General features: G+C 70.2%; 15 protein-coding genes. 2 read left to right on the forward strand and 13 right to left on the reverse strand.

Annotated elements, in window-relative coordinates; all coding sequences use genetic code 11:
- Positions 1-226: 226 nt before the first annotated feature.
- The 3 genes from V2J18_RS21015 to V2J18_RS21025 all read right to left on the reverse strand — a co-directional run bounded on the left by V2J18_RS21015 (position 227) and on the right by V2J18_RS21025 (position 4,129).
- A complete protein-coding gene (locus tag V2J18_RS21015; RefSeq protein ID WP_186442655.1) occupies positions 227-898 on the reverse strand; it encodes an FKBP-type peptidyl-prolyl cis-trans isomerase in 672 nt (223 codons plus the stop codon).
- A 202-nt stretch (positions 899-1,100) separates the two neighbouring features.
- Entirely contained in the window at positions 1,101-2,744 is a 1,644-nt protein-coding gene (locus tag V2J18_RS21020) for a multicopper oxidase family protein (protein ID WP_336132798.1), read from the reverse strand.
- A 356-nt stretch (positions 2,745-3,100) separates the two neighbouring features.
- Positions 3,101-4,129 carry a hypothetical protein gene (locus V2J18_RS21025; RefSeq protein ID WP_336132800.1) on the reverse strand — a complete coding sequence of 343 codons (1,029 nt, stop codon included), beginning with the start codon at positions 4,127-4,129 and terminating at the stop codon, positions 3,101-3,103.
- A 131-nt stretch (positions 4,130-4,260) separates the two neighbouring features.
- Between V2J18_RS21025 and V2J18_RS21030 the strand changes: the two genes are divergently transcribed.
- The gene (locus V2J18_RS21030) at positions 4,261-4,851 is read left to right on the forward strand and encodes a TetR/AcrR family transcriptional regulator (protein WP_064749631.1); all 591 of its coding nucleotides are present in this window, start codon (positions 4,261-4,263) and stop codon (positions 4,849-4,851) included.
- 546 nt (positions 4,852-5,397) lie between these two features.
- Here V2J18_RS21030 and V2J18_RS21035 read toward each other — a convergent pair.
- The 6 genes from V2J18_RS21035 to V2J18_RS21060 all read right to left on the reverse strand — a co-directional run bounded on the left by V2J18_RS21035 (position 5,398) and on the right by V2J18_RS21060 (position 11,265).
- Entirely contained in the window at positions 5,398-6,678 is a 1,281-nt protein-coding gene (locus V2J18_RS21035; RefSeq protein ID WP_336132802.1) for an RNA polymerase sigma factor, read from the reverse strand.
- 58 nt (positions 6,679-6,736) lie between these two features.
- Positions 6,737-7,159 carry a VOC family protein gene (locus V2J18_RS21040; protein ID WP_064748810.1) on the reverse strand — a complete coding sequence of 141 codons (423 nt, stop codon included), beginning with the start codon at positions 7,157-7,159 and terminating at the stop codon, positions 6,737-6,739.
- A gap of 98 nt (positions 7,160-7,257) precedes the next feature.
- Entirely contained in the window at positions 7,258-7,686 is a 429-nt protein-coding gene (locus tag V2J18_RS21045) for a YciI family protein (protein ID WP_064748809.1), read from the reverse strand.
- A gap of 1,104 nt (positions 7,687-8,790) precedes the next feature.
- Entirely contained in the window at positions 8,791-9,147 is a 357-nt protein-coding gene (locus V2J18_RS21050) for an ArsR/SmtB family transcription factor (protein WP_064748799.1), read from the reverse strand.
- 474 nt (positions 9,148-9,621) lie between these two features.
- Positions 9,622-9,846 (reverse strand): hypothetical protein, encoded by a 225-nt coding sequence (locus V2J18_RS21055; protein ID WP_064748800.1) that lies wholly within the window; start codon positions 9,844-9,846, stop codon positions 9,622-9,624.
- Between the two features lie 318 nt (positions 9,847-10,164).
- Positions 10,165-11,265, reverse strand: a complete 1,101-nt coding sequence (locus V2J18_RS21060) for an acyltransferase family protein (RefSeq protein WP_336132803.1) — start codon at positions 11,263-11,265, stop codon at positions 10,165-10,167.
- A 520-nt stretch (positions 11,266-11,785) separates the two neighbouring features.
- On the opposite strand from V2J18_RS21060, the gene V2J18_RS21065 reads away from it, so the two are divergent.
- Entirely contained in the window at positions 11,786-12,988 is a 1,203-nt protein-coding gene (locus tag V2J18_RS21065; RefSeq protein ID WP_336132804.1) for a hypothetical protein, read from the forward strand.
- Positions 12,989-13,331: 343 nt separating this feature from the next.
- On the opposite strand, the gene V2J18_RS21070 is transcribed toward V2J18_RS21065, so the two are convergent.
- The 4 genes from V2J18_RS21070 to V2J18_RS21085 all read right to left on the reverse strand — a co-directional run bounded on the left by V2J18_RS21070 (position 13,332) and on the right by V2J18_RS21085 (position 16,229).
- Positions 13,332-13,664: a hypothetical protein gene (locus V2J18_RS21070; protein WP_064748030.1), complete on the reverse strand. Its 333-nt coding sequence runs from the start codon at positions 13,662-13,664 to the stop codon at positions 13,332-13,334.
- A 186-nt stretch (positions 13,665-13,850) separates the two neighbouring features.
- Positions 13,851-14,336, reverse strand: coding sequence for a hypothetical protein (locus V2J18_RS21075; protein WP_336132805.1), 486 nt, complete (start codon positions 14,334-14,336; stop codon positions 13,851-13,853).
- 218 nt (positions 14,337-14,554) lie between these two features.
- The gene (locus V2J18_RS21080; RefSeq protein WP_336132806.1) at positions 14,555-15,421 is read right to left on the reverse strand and encodes a hypothetical protein; all 867 of its coding nucleotides are present in this window, start codon (positions 15,419-15,421) and stop codon (positions 14,555-14,557) included.
- 52 nt (positions 15,422-15,473) lie between these two features.
- A complete protein-coding gene (locus V2J18_RS21085; RefSeq protein ID WP_064748027.1) occupies positions 15,474-16,229 on the reverse strand; it encodes a hypothetical protein in 756 nt (251 codons plus the stop codon).
- Positions 16,230-16,231 lie beyond the last annotated feature (2 nt).

Here is a 16,231-nt window from a genome sequence, read left to right on the forward strand (position 1 = left end):
GGACGTTGTCGCCTTGGACAAAGAAAGTGACCCGGCCGCTTGCGGACGGAAGCTTTGCTTGAAGCTTTGAGCTTTGAAGCTTCACGGGCCTTCAACGACAGACGCCGCGCGACCGCAAGAGCGCGGTCGCGGCTTACGCCGCTCCTACAAGGGGCTCGGGACAAAGACGCGGCGACCAGGCGAGAGGGCGGTCGCGACCTGCGCCGCTCCTACAGCAGCGGCGCGGTCATTCGGCGCCGCTGGTGCCGCCAACGCCGGCGATCTCCAGCAGTTCGATCTCGAAGTCGAGCACGGTATTGGGCTCGATCTGACCGGGCACGCCGCGTTCGCCATAGGCGAGCTGCGACGGCACCCAGAATCGGTAGCGGCTGCCGGGCGTCATCAGTTGCACGCCTTCGGTCCAGCCGGGCATCACCCGATCGAGCACGAACTCGGCCGGGTGATCGGTGTCGTACGTGCTTTCGAACTTGCTGCCGTCGGGCAGGCGGCCGATGTAGTTCACCCGTACCGTGTCGCTGGCCTTGGGATGAACGCCCCTCCCTTCTTTCAGCACTTGGTACTGCAGGCCCGACGCGGTGCGGCGCACGCCGGCGACGCCGGCATTGCGCTCCAGGAAGGCGCGGCCGCTGTCGAGATTGCGCGCCGCCAGCGCCTGCTGCGCCCGATCCTGCTTGTCGCGCAGCGCGGCGCTGAAGCCTTCGCGGATCTTGCGGCTGCCCGCATCGTCGAACAGCGGCTGGGCGCCGGCCTGGGCATCGCGGATCGCGCGCAGCACGATCTGCGGGTCCAGTTCGCCGCGAATCGGTTCGATGCTGCGGGCGAAGTCGCGGCCGACCACGTAGCTGATGCGCGCCTTGTCGTCGCCCAGCTCGGCCGCGGTCAGCGGCGCCGCGGGCACGACCGCCGCCGATTCCGCCGGCGTTTTCGATGCCGGCGCGCAGCCGGCCAGCGTCATCGCGAGCGCAACGGCGGCGCAGCGGACGGACAGGGACGAGGCGGAACCAACGACGGGCAAAGGCAACATGCGGACTCCGTAACGCACAGCGAAGCGGGAAAGTTCGGACAGGCCGCGCCGTTTCGCGGCGCGCGCCGCGACGACATCAATCGGTCACCGCGAAGCTCAGCATCATGCCCATGTCCTCGTGCTCAAGGTTGTGACAATGCAGCATGTAGCGTTGAGTGCCGGCGAAATTCTGGGCGAAGTCGACCGCCAGGCGCACGATTTCGCCCGGCCAGACCACCACGGTGTCGTTCCAGCCCAGGTCCTGCGGCCCCAGGCCGCCCGCGGCGACCTGGCGTCCGCGGATGTCCGGCGGGCTGATGCTGCGCGAGAGCACGCGGAACTGGAAGCCGTGCAGGTGCATCGGATGCGGCATGCTGGTCATGCTGTTGCGGATCTCCCACACCTCGCGGCTGCCGCGCCGTACCGAGAACGCCGGCTCGTGGCCGGAGAGATGGAAATTCCAGTCGTTGATGAACCAACGGCCTTCCTCGTCCATGCGCAAGCGCAGCGCGCGCACCGGCCAGTCGCGCGTGTCCGGCATCGGCGGCAGCTGCGCGATCGCCTCCAGCGGCGGCAACCGCGCCGGCGGTCGACGTTCGGTGGCGCACTCGATCACCCGCAGTTCCATCAGGTCCAGGGGCTCGCCCATCGCCGCCGCGCCGGGATGATCGCCCATCGGATCGGGCGCGAAGGCGCCGGACTCGTCCTCGTTCTCCATCGCCACGTACTCCAGGCTGCGCAGCCGCACCCGCTCGCCCGGCGCGAGTGCGCCGAAGTCGACCAGCACGTCGGCGCGCTGGGCCGGAGCCAGGAACAGATCGTCGACCGGCCAGGCGCGCTCGAGCAGGCCGCCGTCGGTTCCGATCAACTGCATCGGCAGCACGCGGTCGCCATGCAGGAAGCACGGGCGCAGCATGCGCGCGTTGGCGACGTTGATCAGGCGGAAGCGGTACCAGGCCGGGATCACGTCGAGGTAGGGCTCGGGCGTCCAGTTGACCAGCACACGGTTGCCGATCCAGTCGTCGGCGCCGTCTTTGTAAACGATGGCATTGTCCGGCCCGACCTGCTTGTCGGCGATCATCAGCGGCAGATCGCGCTCGCCCCAACGCATGCCCAGGCGTTGTTTCAACGCGCGCTCTTCGTCGTCTTCGACCAACATCAGCCCGGCCAGCCCGCGCTGCAGCTGCACGCCGGTGCGGCCGTGCGGATGGGCGTGATACCAGTACAGGCCGGCGCGGTTGTCGACGCGATAACGATAGCGACGGCGCGCGCCGGGCGCGACCGGATGCAGGCCGCTGCCGTCGTTGGCCTCGTCGACCGCCAGGCCGTGCCAATGGATGGTGGTCGCTTCGGCGAGACGATTGTCGAGTTCGACCTCGACCGTATCGCCGCGGCGCGCGTGCAGGATGGGATTGAACAGGGCACGGCCGGCGGACGCGCCGGCATAGGACCACAGCGTGGTCGGCGCACCAGGAAACAGCGCTTGTGTCGTGGCCTGCGCGATCAGACGCAAGGGCATGCGCAGATCGACCTCGGCTAGCAGGCCTTCGCCGCCGGGCAGGCGCAACGGCTGCACGAAGCGCGCGTCGGGCGGCAGCAGTTGCAGGTCCGGCGCGGGGCCGCTGGCGAAGCGATGCCCGTGTCCGCCGGTCCAACGCCAGAGCGCTATCGGGCCGGCGACGGTCGCCGCGCCACCGACGGTCAGCCCGATCAGGAAGCGGCGGCGTTGCGGATCGGTCATCGTGCGCGGTCCCCGGAGGCGCTGGAGCGACCCGCCATCTTCCACGGCCGATGTTGCAGTTGTCGCAACCGCGCGCGACTTCTGTGACGCAGATCAATCCCCGGTTCGCCGCGATCGGGAGGGCGGAACTGCCGGCGGACATCCGGACCGCCCGGCCCCGTCTGCAGGAGCGGTGTCAGCCGCGACCCACCGCAGCGAAACAAGGCCACGCCGCCACTCGAAGCCGCCCGCGGCCAGCGCTGCTGGCCGCGACCGAAGGGCGTCGGCTGCGGCGAAGGCGTTTGCGGACGCCTCTTGGGCTGATCGCCGCTCGCGCCGCTCTATGCAGGCGCGCTACCGCGCGTCGCTGCCAGCGATCACGCCGCAGCCGCCGGCCTCGCGACCTCGCGGTCCTGGCCGCCGAATTCGCGATAGCGCCGCAGCCATTGCGCCGGATCGAGCAGCAGGTCCGGGGTGTACAGGCCCGGCGCCGGAGCGGCGCCGCCGGCGAGGCCGAGCAGGCGTTCGACGCCGAGCGCGATGCCCAGACCGGTCAGCGGCGCCTGGCCTTGCGGATGCACCAGTTCGTGGCGACGATGCAGCGGCGCGCCATGGCGGTCGCGGCCGTGCAGGTCGATCGCGATCTCGGTCGAGTAGGCTTCGCCGCGACGCCGGCTGGCCGTTTCGGCCAGGGCCAGGTCCAGGCGCACCGAATGCGCGTCGGTCGCGGCGGCCAGGCTGACCACGTCCATCGGCGAGTACGCGCTGGCCGGCAGCACGGTGCCGTCGACGCTGACGATGTCGCGTTCGGCGTCGCGACCGCGCACCCAGCGCCAACGGCCTCGTTCGAGAATCTGTGCCGCCGCGGCGCTGGTCAGGCGCTCGTAGTCGGCCGCCGCGGCCGGCCCGCCCATGTCGAGTTCGTCGAGCAGGGCCGAGATCTCGATCCGCTCGACCCGGTCGAACTCGCGTGCGTAGTGCAGCGCAGGCAGGGTCGCCGCGCCGGCCAGCCAATGGCTGGCGAGCAGGATCGGCGCGCGTTGCGGATGGCGCAGATGCAGGGCCACTTCCGGCGCCATCTCGAAGGAACCGTTGGAGGTGCTGAGGTAAGGCAAGCCTTGACGCAGCGCGTATTTGAGCGTGTTCAGTCCTTCGTCCTTGAGCATGGTCACCACCGCGGAGTAACGGCCGGCCGGGTCGAGGCCGAGGTCGGCCCGGTCGAGATCGATCCGGACCGGCGCGGCTTGGCCGAGCTCGGTCGCGGCGGCCGCGGCCTTGTCCGGGTCGCGGCCGCCGATGGCCAGCGGCAAGCCGGGATGCAGGCGGCGCAGGGCGCGCGCGACGTGGCGGCCGACGATGCCGGAACCGCCGGCGATGAGGACGGGAGCGAGCGAAGCAGCGTTCATGGTGACATCCTGTGGTTGGGCAGCGGCGTCGGCCGAAAGGCGCGGACGCAAGCTACGATTGGTAACTTACCAACAGTAAGATACGCTTTCCCCGCACTGTCAAGCCCACGCCACACGAGAGACTGCGTTCCATGAGCGACACCCCCGCCCCGGCCCGGCGCCTGCCCAAGGCCGATCGCCGCGAGCAATTGCTGGACACGGCGATGAACATCGTCCGCGAACAAGGCAGCGACGCCCTCACCCTCGGCTACCTCGCCGAGCGCGCCGGGGTCAGCAAGCCGATCGCCTACGAACACTTCGGCACCCGTGCGGGGCTGCTGATCGCGTTGTACCGGCAGATCGACGAGCGCCAGTGCGCGATCCAGGCCCAGGCCTTCGAGCGCGCACCCAAGCGCCTGGGCGACGTCGCGCGGCTGATCGGCGAGTCCTACATGAGCTGCTTCCGCACGGCGGGCCCGGAGTACCACGCGATCTTCGCCGCGCTGAAGGGCGACGAAGAGATGGAACGGGTACAGCAGGAGCTGCTCGAAGGCTATGTCGCGTTCTACCGCGGCTTGCTGGCGCCGTATGCCAAGTTCGACGACGAGGAGCTGCAACGCCGCTGCGTCGCCATCGTCGGCGCCGGCGACGCGCTGTCGCGCGAGATGACCCACGGCCGCATCGCCGAAGCGGACGCCGCCGCGACCATGACGGCGATGATTCTGGGAGCGATGCGCGCTTAGCAGTAGCGCCTTGCCGCCCATCGCTGGATCAACGCGTTGACGGCATGACGGCGCGAGACCGCAACAACGGGGTCGCGGCTTGCGCCGCTCCTACCCACGCAGCAGCGACGCCGGAGACATTGCCGTTGCCGTTGCCGTTGCCGTTGCCGTAATGAGCTTGGCGCCGCATCGATCTCGCAAGAACGCCATGACGCCCCGGAGGGCGGCCCGCAGGGATGCGGGCCGTGCGCAGCCAGGCCAGGGATGGCCTGTGCGGAGCAGCCCCGCGCAGGCTACGTCCCATCGCGGCTTTTGACTCTAAACAGCCATGGCGTTTTCTTTGGTTACTTTCTTTGTCGCCTTGGACAAAGAAAGTGACCCGGCCGCTTGCGGACGGAAGCTTGGCTTTGAAGCTTTGAAGCTTCAGAGACCTGCGAATAACAGACGCCGCGAGATCGCTAGAGCGCGGTCGCGACTTGCGCCGCTCCTACAGGGGGCAAGACAAAGACGCGGCGAGCGGGCAAGATGGCGGTCGCGGCTTACGCCGCTCCTACAGGATGGCGACGGCTAGGCCGGACCGATCTCGGCGGCGCGGGCGAGCAGCAGCTCGCGCTCGCGCGCGTTGCGGGTCAACGCCGCGGCACGCTCGAACTCGGCGCGCGCCTCCTCGCGCCGGCCGAGCTTGAGCAACAGGTCGCCGCGCACGCTCGGCAGCAGGTGGTACTGCTTCATCGCCGGCTCTTCGAGCAGGCTGTCGGCCAGTTGCAGACCGACCGCCGGCCCGAACGCCATCGACAACGCCACCGCGCGGTTGAGTTCGATCACCGGCGACGGCGTCAGCAAGGCCAGCCGCTGGTACAGCGCGGCGATGCGCGGCCACGGCGTGTCCTGCGCGGTCGGCGCGCGCGCATGGCAGGCGGCGATCGCCGCCTGCAGCGTGTACGGACCATTGCCGTCGGACAGGCGTGCCGCGCGCTCCAGCGCATCCAGGCCGCGCTGGATCTGGATTCGGTCCCAGCGCGTGCGGTCCTGTTCCAGCAGCAGGATCGGCTGCCCGTCCGGGCCGGTGCGCGCCTTGGCGCGCGAGGCCTGGATTTCCATCAGCGCGACCAGGCCATGGACCTCGGCCGCCCTGGGCATCAAACCGGCGAGGATGCGGCCCAGGCGCAAGGCGTCTTCGCACAATCCCGGCCGCATCCAGTCGTCGCCGGCGGTGGCCGAGTAGCCCTCGTTAAAGACCAGGTAGATCACCTCCAGCACCGATGCCAGACGCTGCTCCAGCTCCTCGCCGCGCGGCACTTCGAACGGCACCTGGGCGTCGGCCAGGGTGCGCTTGGCGCGGACGATGCGCTGGGCGATAGTCGGCTCGGCGGCGAGGAAGGCGCGCGCGATCTCGTCGGTGGTCAAACCGCCGAGCAGGCGCAGGGTCAGAGCGACGCGGGCCTCGGTCGACAGCACCGGATGGCAGGAGATGAACACCAGGCGCAGCAAGTCGTCGCCGATGTCGTCGTCGAGCCGGTCGAAGAACGCCTCTTCGATCTCGTCCTGGCCGGCTTCGATCTCGCGCCCGATCTCCTCGTGCTTGCGGTCGAGCAGTTTCTTGCGCCGCAGGCGGTCGATCGCGCGATGCTTGGCGGTCTGCATCAGCCAGGCGCCGGGATTGTCCGGCACGCCGGTCTCCGGCCAGCGCTCCAGCGCGGACACCAACGCGTCCTGGGCCAGTTCCTCGGCCAGGCCGACGTCGCGCACCATGCGGGTCAGGCCGGCGATGACCTTGGCCGACTCGATGCGCCAGACTGCGTCGATGGCGCGATGGGTCGCGCCGAGATGGGAAGAGGTGGCCGTCACGGCGACCGATCAGACCACCTCGCGTGCGTCCGCGCAAGCGCCGTTCGGCCCTTGCGGCTCAAGCCACGCAGGGCGCTTCGGCGCAGTTGATCATCCACGGTACGCCGAAGCGGTCGGCGACGATGCCGTAGCGCTGCGCCCAGAAGGTCTGTTGCAGCGGCATCTGCACGGTGCCGCCGTCGGCCAGCGCGGCGAAGATGCGTTCGGCTTCGGCGACGTCGCTCAGCCCCAGGGCCACATGCGCGCCGGTCACGCCGCGATAGGGATAGAGCGCCGTGGCGTCGGTGCCCATCAGCTCGAACCCGTCGAGCCGGTAGCAGGCGTGCATGACCTTGTTGCGCTCTTCCGGGCCGATCTCCTCGCAGCCGGGGTTGTCGGCGAAGGTCATCATCGCGACGACCTCGCCGCCGAGCGTGCGGGCGTAGAACTCGAAGGCTTCGCGGCAGTCGCCGTCGAACGAGAGATAGGTGCTCAGTTGCATGGTGGCGGGTTTCCGTAAAGGTGAGGGGCTGGGCGGTGGCAGGGCCGGCGCGGCGCCGTGCAGCAGGATCGACAGCAACGGCCGCATGCGCCGGCGGTTCAATGAGCGCGGGCGGCGCCGGCGTCGCGCGGACGCGGCTCGGGGCGTTGCGGCTCCGCGTCCGGTTCGGGCGCGAAATCGATCTGGTCGAACACGCGGCGAATCTCGATCTGCGAGCGCAGGCCGTCGGGGTTGGGCACGCGCTTGACCCATTCGATCGCTTCTTCCAGCGAACGCGCCTGGATCAGCCAGAAACCGGCCACCAATTGCTCGGTTTCGGGAAACGGACCGGCGACCACCCGACGCTCGGCGCCGTCGAAGTGCACGCGCGCGCCCTGCGCGCTGGGGCGCAGGCCCTCGGCGGCGAGCAACACCCCGGCGCGGACCAAGGCCTGGTTGTAGGCGTCCATCGCCTGCGACAGCGCCGGCTCCGGCTGCCGGCCCGATTCGCTGTCCGGGTCGGCCTTCACTATCAGCATGAATTTCATCGTCGTCTCCTGGCAGGCAGGGCCCGGAACCGGGCGCTTACAGGGACGACGAACGGGCAACGGCCGGATCGACAGACCGGCACGGAAAAAAATCGCGGCCCGTCGCACCGCGGGTGGACGGACCGCGAACAAGCGCGCCGACCTTGGGGGATCGGCGCGTGGAGGTCCACGCGAGCGCAGACGAAGCCCGGCCCATGCCGGCGCTTGTCGAACCGGAGCGCTCGCTTCGACCTTAATCGCTGCCGCCGGCAACGAACCGGACCGGTGTCCGGTAACGCAGCGCGCGCGTTTGCCGAAGTTGCCCGGTTGCCGGATCGCCGGCCGAAGACGCAACGCGTTGCTGTTGCTGTTGCTGTTGCTGTTGCCGTTGCCGTTGCCGTTGCCGTTGCCGTGAAGAGCCTGGCGCCGCATCGAACTCGCGAGAACGCCCTCAAGCCCCGGAGGGCGGCCCGCAGGGAGGCGGGCCGTGCGCAGCCAAGCCAGGGAGGGCCGGTGCGGAGCAGCCCTGCGCAAGCTACATCCCATAGTGGCTCTTGATTCGAAACCGCCATGGCGTTTTCTTTGGTTACTTTTGACCGTAGGAAATCCAGTAGGACGTTGTCGCCTTGGACAAAGAAAGTGACCCGGCCGCTTGCGGACGGAAGCTTGGCTTTGCGCCTTATAGCTTTGAAGCTTCACAGACCTGCGAACGACAGACGCCGCGAGGCCGAAAGGGTGCGGTCGCGGCTTACGCCGCTCCTACAAGGGGCAAAGGGCAAAGACGCGGCGAGAGTGAAGGATGGCGGTTGCGGCTTGCGCCGCTCCTACCCACGACGGTTTCGGGCTTCGATCGATGGCGTCGGCGTTGGGTTCTCTGCGCGTCCCGGGGTCGCGGCCTCCGTTGCGCCTACGCTGGGCGGCGGCGCGGCTTCGATGGGACGGGCGCTGCGGTCGGCCTGGGCAAGGCGACGGTGCGGCGGATCGCATTGGCCAGCGGGCTGGGCAGCCCGCAGCACGGCACCGGCGGCGGCACCGGCCCGCGCTTGCGGTCGCCGGCATCAGGCATGCACGAGGCCCATGCCGCGACCGGCTGCCGCGCGCGCGCGCGGGCGGCCCATGCCCCGCTCAACCGGCATCGCGACCATCGCGTGCGCCGCTCGTCTTCTGCCATTGCTGCAGGTAATCGTCGAGCCGGTCCAGCCGCTGATCCCAGAACGCGCGATACCGATCCAGCCAACCGGAGATCTCCTGCAGCCGGGCCGGTTCCAGGCGGCACGGTCGCCACTGCGCCTCGCGGCCGCGCGCGATCAGTCCGGCGCGCTCCAGGACTTTGATGTGCTTGGAAATCGCCGGCAGGCTCATCTGGAACGGTTCGGCCAGCTCGGTCACGCCGGCCTCGCCTTGCGCCAGGCGCGCCAGGATCGCGCGCCGGGTCGGATCGGCCAGGGCCGCAAAAGTGGTGCTGAGCGAATCCACGGACATGTCGCTGAACCGGAAGGTTAAATAGCCGAGTCGTTGATAAGCCTGCACCAAAAGGGTGTCAAGCCGCCGTCGTCATGACTTTGGCCTGCATCAGCGCTCGGTCGCGCCCTCGGACGACTTCGCCCCGCCGTCGTCCACGCTCGGGCGCCCTGTTCGGCCTGTACCGATCGCAGCCGCGCCCGCACCGCGACGCATCGACGGCGCTGCGCAGCGCATCCGACTCGGCCAACCCCCCCGACCGCCCGGTCTCGCGCTCGCGCGGCCATGGCGCGCCAAGTCGCGCTCGGGGGGCTGCGATGCAGGAGGGCGCCGGCGGCGCGACATCGGCGATCGGCCGACAGGCCTGGGCAGCCGCTCGAGCGGCTCCGCTGCACCCGGGGCCTCGCGAAAGAACAGCCAGGAGCCGGCCGATGCATCGGCCGGACCGCATCGCGCGCCCGGGCTTTCTTGCCGGCCGCGCACGCGGCGCACGGCTCATTCGTAGGGTGCGTGCTCCAGCCCCTGCGAGGCCAGGATGTGATTGATGTGCGAGACGACATGACCGCGCTCCGGACGCGGCGTCACCGTCAGCAGGCGTTCGACCAGACTGTCGACGCGGCTCCAGAACACTTCGTCGTCGCGCCAATGCCGGCGCCACAGCGGCAACGCCGCGCGCAGCTGGCACAAGTCGCCGTCGAGTTCGGCTCGAGTTCGGTGCATCTCACTTCCCCTCCGCAACGGCAGGCCGCAACCCGCCACGCTGTCGGCCGTCCAGGGAGCGGCCTTGGCAACACCAGTCCATGCTGGGGGCGCATGGACGCTCTACCGCAGCCCGATCGCCGTCCATCCGTGGTCCGGCGTCCGCTTCCGCGGCCCTCCCGAGTTCGAACGTGGGAACGCGCTGCTTTCCCCACCTTAGGTCAGGAACGGCCTGTCGATAAAGTGATGACGCTCACAATAGCAAAGCTTCGAGCAGACGGGCGGTAGGCGGGAGGGACGGCAACGGACATCGGCGGTGGCCCTCGCGACACCCGCCGCTCAGGCCGGATCGGCGGTCGCGGTGGGCGCCGGCGCCCGCCAACGTTCGCGCAGGCGCAAGCCCGGTCGCTCGACCAGGTAATGCAGCGCGGCGCCGGCGAGCAGGGCGCTGCCGGCATAGACCGCGAACGCCAGTGGGCCGTGCGCCTCCAGGGCGTCGCCGTAGGCGCGCGACACCATGCCGAACACCGCCTTGTGGGTCAGGTAGAGGCTGAACGAGGCGGCCGCCAACCACGCGGCGCCCGGCACGCGCAGGCGCCCGGTCCAGCGCTGCTCGGCGCTGCCCGCCACGACCAGCAACGCCAGGCCCCACGACAGCACCGGAAAACCGAACACCGACGCCTGCAGCCCCAGACGTTCGCGCGACAACCAGATCGCCGCAGCGACCAGCCCCAGTCCCAGCACGACCAAGCCGCCGGCGCGGCGCTGCAAGGCCTGCCAGGCTGCCGGCCGGTACGCGCGCAGCGCCGCCAGCAGCACGCCGGCGAACAGGCCGTCCAGGCGCATCCAGGTCGGGTAATAGATGCGTTCGACCCAGGCATCGGCACCGTCGTTCGCGCTCGCCTGCCAGACGGCGGCACGCAGCGCCATGCCGCCGCCGATCAGCAATGCGGCCAGCAACCCTGTCTTCCATCCTGCCGCCCGCCGCGTCGTCAGCCAGGCCAAGGCCGGGAACAGCAGATAGAAATGCTCTTCCACGCACAACGACCAGGCATGCGAGAACGCCTTGTTGTGCCGGTAGTCGATCAACAGATTGACGCCGAAGCTGAGGAACTGCCACGCCGGCTGCATGCCCGGCCGCTCGCGAAACGCCGGCAGCCACAGATACAAGGCCAGCACCACCCAGAACGCCGGCAGCACGCGCAGCGCGCGCCGCAGATAGAAATCGCCGAACGCCAACGGCTCGCCGCGGCTCAAGGGCCGCAGCACCTGCCAGCCGATCAGATAGCCGCTGAGAACGAAGAACAGATCCACGCCCATCCAGCCGAACTGCGACATCGGCATGAACGGCGAGCCGAGTCCGGCTCCGGCGGCATGGAAAAACATCACCCAAACGATCGCGATCGCGCGCAGCAGATCGAGGCCGGGCAGTCGGCTCATCTAATGGTCCTGGAGTTGGGAGTAAGACAGACGGTGCGGCTGCGATCGCATCGCGACATTGCATCGCGACGTAGAGACCGCACGCACAGTCTGCGCCCGGTGCGGGACGGCAACAAGATGCTTTGCAAGCGCAAGCAGCCTGGGTTGCCACGTTTGGTTGGGAGTCGGGAGTCGGGAGTCGGGAGTCGGGAGTCGATCGAGAGCATGGACACGGTGCGGCTCCGACTGCGCCGTGTCGCCATTGCTCCCTTTGAAAAAGGGGGACGAGGGAGGATTTGCTTTTGACTGCATCGCCTCGGCCGCCCCAAGAGCAAAGCCCGGCGCCGAGCCGGCTTGCACCGCACCGCCACCTAGGGTCGTCCCGAGGATGCCCCCGTGGCAGCGGAGGATTAGCGTCTGCATACGCGCACCTCGCCGGTGCGGGATTTTCGCTGGGAGAAGGCCCATGGGCTTCGGGCTGCCAAACTTGTTCGGAGGCGGCAACCGACCGACCCTGCCCGGCCTGGGAGGGCCCAACGGCTTGCCCGATCCCCTGGGCCTGGGCGGTCACGGCCACGGGCACGGCAACGGCGGCCCGCCGGGCCTGGACGGCGGTCTGCCGCCCGGGCTGGCCAAGCCGCACGACGGCGGTCCGAATCCGGGCGGCCATGTCGACAACGGCAACCATCACGGCAGCGACCACAACAACGCCGGCAACGCGCCCTCGCCTTCGGGCACGACCCCGGCCACGCCCGACACGCCCCCTACGTCCAGCCACAACACGCCGAACGTGGTCAGTTCGGGTTCGCCGATCGACGACCAGATCGCCGCCTACCCCAGCCGGCTGCTGCCCGGCCAGTCGGCGCACGGCGCGACGTCGGCGCAGGCGTTCAATCAATCCACCCAGTACCCGCCGCCGACCCTGTCCGAGCGCGCCCTGAGCAGCTTCGCCGCCTCGCCGGCGGCGATGAACCGCGCCGACGCCGTGCCGGCGAACGCGAACGCGCTGCAGGCGGCGCCGAACCAGGTCGCTGCGCTGCCGACTCCGGTCGCCAGTGCCCAGGCCGCAAGCCAGGCGCAGGCCGCGACGCCGGCGCTGGCCCTGCCGCCGGCGCATGCCAACGCAGTGCCGGCCGCGCCGATGGCGGCGATGGCGCACGGTGAGTCCTTGGCCGCGCAGCAGAGCCTGCTCAACCAACTGGCGATGATGCAGAAGCTCGGCCAGCCGCCGGCCGCGGTCGCCGCCAACGCCGCCGCGCCGCATACCGAAAACGCGACCGCGCCGAACGTGATCCCGCTGACCGTGAACACCTCGGCCAACGACCCGCGCGGCCTGCCGACCGCCCTCACCGATCGCGTGCAGCTGCTGCGCGGCGACAGCGCGCTGAACGGCGGCGCGTACGTCGGCGACGGCCCGATGCGGCGCCCGCTGGGCCGCGGCGCGCGCGTGGATGCGGCCTCGCTGACCTATTGGCTGTGGGCGCTCGGGCGAGGCGGCGTGCATCGTCCGACGCACGAGAAAGAGCCCAACCGCGAAGTGCTGCGCGCGCTGCAGTGGCTGTTCTGGGTGTTGACCGTGGTCGCCTACGCCTGCCTGGCGACGGCGCTGATCATGTTGCTGCCGACCGGCGAACTGGTCAGCGACCGCGTCGCCACCGCCGGTGGCGGCGGTGCGCTGATGATCGGCGTAGTCGTCGCCGCGGGCGCGTGGCTGCTGGGGCGGCGGTTGAACAAACGCGGTTGAAGCGCACCTGAGATTATCCGCTGGAGCGGCCCGCCCAGTGGCCGGCACTGAGACGGGCGGAGCCCTCGGTGGGGGGCGGCGCTTGGGTCGATGGCGCCGTTTCATGAAGCGCCTGCGCGCCCCTGTCGCGGCTTACGCCGCTCCTACAGGCGATGGGTCGCGGCCGCGAGGCGATGGCTGCGCGTCCCTGGGTCGCGGCTCGCGCCGCTCCTACCCTTCGATGGCGCTGCTCACCCTGTGCCGCGCAAGCGCCCGACCGTTCCCCGTTCCCAGCCCCACAAACGAAAACGCCGGGCCCGAAGGCCCGGCGTTCGCGCGACTCGGAGTCGGTTGCGGCCGGCGCTTAGTTGCGCTTGGCCATCGCGCCCTGGGCTTCGCCCATGGTCTTCAGCGCGGTGCTGACGGCGTTGATGAACATCGAGTACATCTGGCTCTGCACGGTCAGCTCGGTCGAGTCGGCCGCGGTCGGCTTGTCGCCGATGGCCTCGGCCTTGTTCATGAGCGCTTCGCCAGCCTTTTCGATCAGCTTGCCCATCGCGGTGGCGAATGCCACCAGCCAGCCGCCTGCGGCGCCCGCGCGGCCGCCGCGCTTGGAACCGCCGGTCTCGTCGACGCCGGCGCTATCGACCATCTGCTGCTGCGAAAACTGAGCGTACGAGGCATTGATGTCCGACATGACACTCTCCTGGTGATTGGGCGATATCAGCCGCTTGTCGCGTTTCGGTGCGGAAGCGGGATTGAATGACTGGGTGGGTGAATTATCGGCCCGGGCCGAAGCCTGTACAGCTGGGGCGTTCCCTAGGGGAATGCAGGCCGCGGGGCGCGGAATGTGAGGGCTCTCACGCTCCGCGCCGCGCCGGGTTCAGCGATAGGTCTTGACCGGGCGCTTGGCGCCCAGCGACGACGGCAAACCGGCCGGCGGCGCCGGCGGCGCGCCGCCGCCGCCGTTGCCGTTCGCGGCCGCCGAGGTCTCGCCGTCGGCCTGCGCCTGCAGCCACTGCAGGGCCTTGTCCTCGCCGTCGCGCTGGCGGCGCTGGGCGAACTCGAGCGCGCGCTTGACGGTCGGGTTGTTGAGCGGCTCGGCGAAGGCCTTGCTCAGCCCGTCGCGGTCGCCGGCCTGGATCACCCGGCTCTCCTGCAGCACGTCCAGGGTCTGGCTGAGGTTGGCCATCAGCGCCTGCGGGTCGGCGACCTCGTCCGGCTTGGCCTCGTCGAGGGCGCGGGTGAAGTGGTGCATCAGCGCGTCGCGATCGGCCGCGTCGATGCCGGACTGCTCGCGCAGCAGGGCCTCGAAGTCGGCGACCATTTGATCGCGCTGCTCCTGGGTCGGGGTGAAGGGCTGGGACATCGGACTCTCCTGTCGCAACTGATGGTGAAAACGAAACCTGTTCGAACGGAACCAGTAGACAACGCGTCCGCGCCGCATCGGAAGCGCACCCGCGCCGATCTTCGACGCGGTGCGGATTTCCGCCGCGACCGCGCAGTATCGCCAGGCGCGCGCGGCGGCGAATCCTCGGGCCGCCCCCAGGGTCTGCGCGCCGGTGCGCGCCAGCGCCCCGGCGCCGCTCAGCGCTTCGGCGCGAAACCGCCGTCGCGCAAAGCGACGGTGCGAAAATCGATGCCGACCGTACGTCCGATCGCGGCCATGCCGTCGCGCACGCTGGCGCGCTCGGCCGGGCTGCGCGCGTTCTGCCAGGCGGCGCCGGCCAAGGTCGCGACCAGGCCGTACAGCTCGGCCGCTTCCTGCAGTTGTTGCGGTCGCATCGAGGTCAGCTTCTGCCCGCGCGCCAGGCTGTCGGCCAAGCGCGCGCGCAACCCCGAGAACGCGGCATCGTGGTCGCTGCGCGCGCCGTCGTTGGCCAAGGTCCAACCGTAAATCATGAAAGCGTTGAGCACGTCGCCGAAGTTGCGCGCGGAATAGCCGTGCGCCTGCAACCGTTGGCCGAACTGCGCCTGCAGGCGGCCGGACTGCAGCGCCTGCAGCACCCGGCCGCGGTCGTCGCCGCCGATCTGTTGCGCCAGCAATCGACGGAATTGCGGATGGCGCTCGAACGCATCGTCGATGTCGCGCAACACCTCGCTGTCGAGGCTGGGGCGACGGCCGGTCAGGCTGTCGGCGAAGGCGGCGTTGAGCGCGGCCGACACGGCCGGCCGCGGAGCGAAGTCGAGGCTGTCCAGCGTCGCGCCGCCGCGTGCGGGCGCTTGCTGGCCGCGGGCGCGCGGGCGCGCCTCGCGACGGCCGGGCTCGGCATCGTCGCGGTGGCGCATGATCTGCGAATGGGTGTACGCGCCGACGCCGTCGATCAGCGGCGCGTTGTCCTGCGCCGCCACGACCCAGGTGCCGGCCAGCCATAGCGTCGCGGCCAGGCCGAGCCGCAACGGGCGGCGCCGCAACGCAGCGGCGCGGGTAGAGAGGAGCGTGGACGGGGCCATGGCGGTCTCCTGCCGCGCGCCGGCGAAGGCGCGCGGCGCGAGTCGTTCGCGGTCAGCCGTGGAAATGCGGATCGATGCTGAGCTGGCCGAGATTGCGCGCGGCGAAGCGGCGCGCCAGCTCGGGACCGGCCTCGCGGATCGCATCGAAGCTGGAGCGCGAGCGCACATCGGCGCGCAACTGCCAGCCCTCGGCGGTCTTGGTCAGCAGCAGATCGGTGCCCGGCAAGGTGTCGTCGGACAAGCGCAGCAGGACCTGGCCGTCGTCGCCGCTGGCGCCGCCGTCGCTGACCGCGAGCTGACGCACGTGGCGCTCGACCAGGTCGGCGAACGCGGCTGCGTTCGAGGTCGGTTGGCTGGGCTGGGTCTGGGTCGCGGCATCGCGCATCGCCAGCTGCGCCTGCCACATCGCCGACGCCTCGGCCGGCGGCAGCGAAGCGTCGGCGCGGTCGCCGCCGGCCTGGCGCGATTCCTCATGGCTGCGCTCGCCGACCGCATGATGGCGCGCGGTATTGGTCGCGGCGCGCTCGCGCACCGAATCGCCGATCAGGCGCTGGCTGGTCTGCTCGGCGGCCTCGCCTTCGCCTTCCAGCAAACCGAAGCCGCTGTCCTGCGCGGCGTCCTGGCTCTGCGCGCCGGACTGGGCGAACGTGCCCTGGCGCTGCTGCATCAGGCTGCGGAACTGGTCGACGCTCTCCGGCGCGGCCGGCTGGCGGGGCTGTTCGCGCGGCTGCTTGGCCTGTTCGGCGGCCTCGTTGCGCTTGGCCGAATCGGATTCGGACGTCGAGGAGCTGTTGCGGATCATGCTCATGG

It is taken from the genome of Lysobacter firmicutimachus, from assembly GCF_037027445.1.
GTDB lineage: Bacteria > Pseudomonadota > Gammaproteobacteria > Xanthomonadales > Xanthomonadaceae > Lysobacter > Lysobacter firmicutimachus.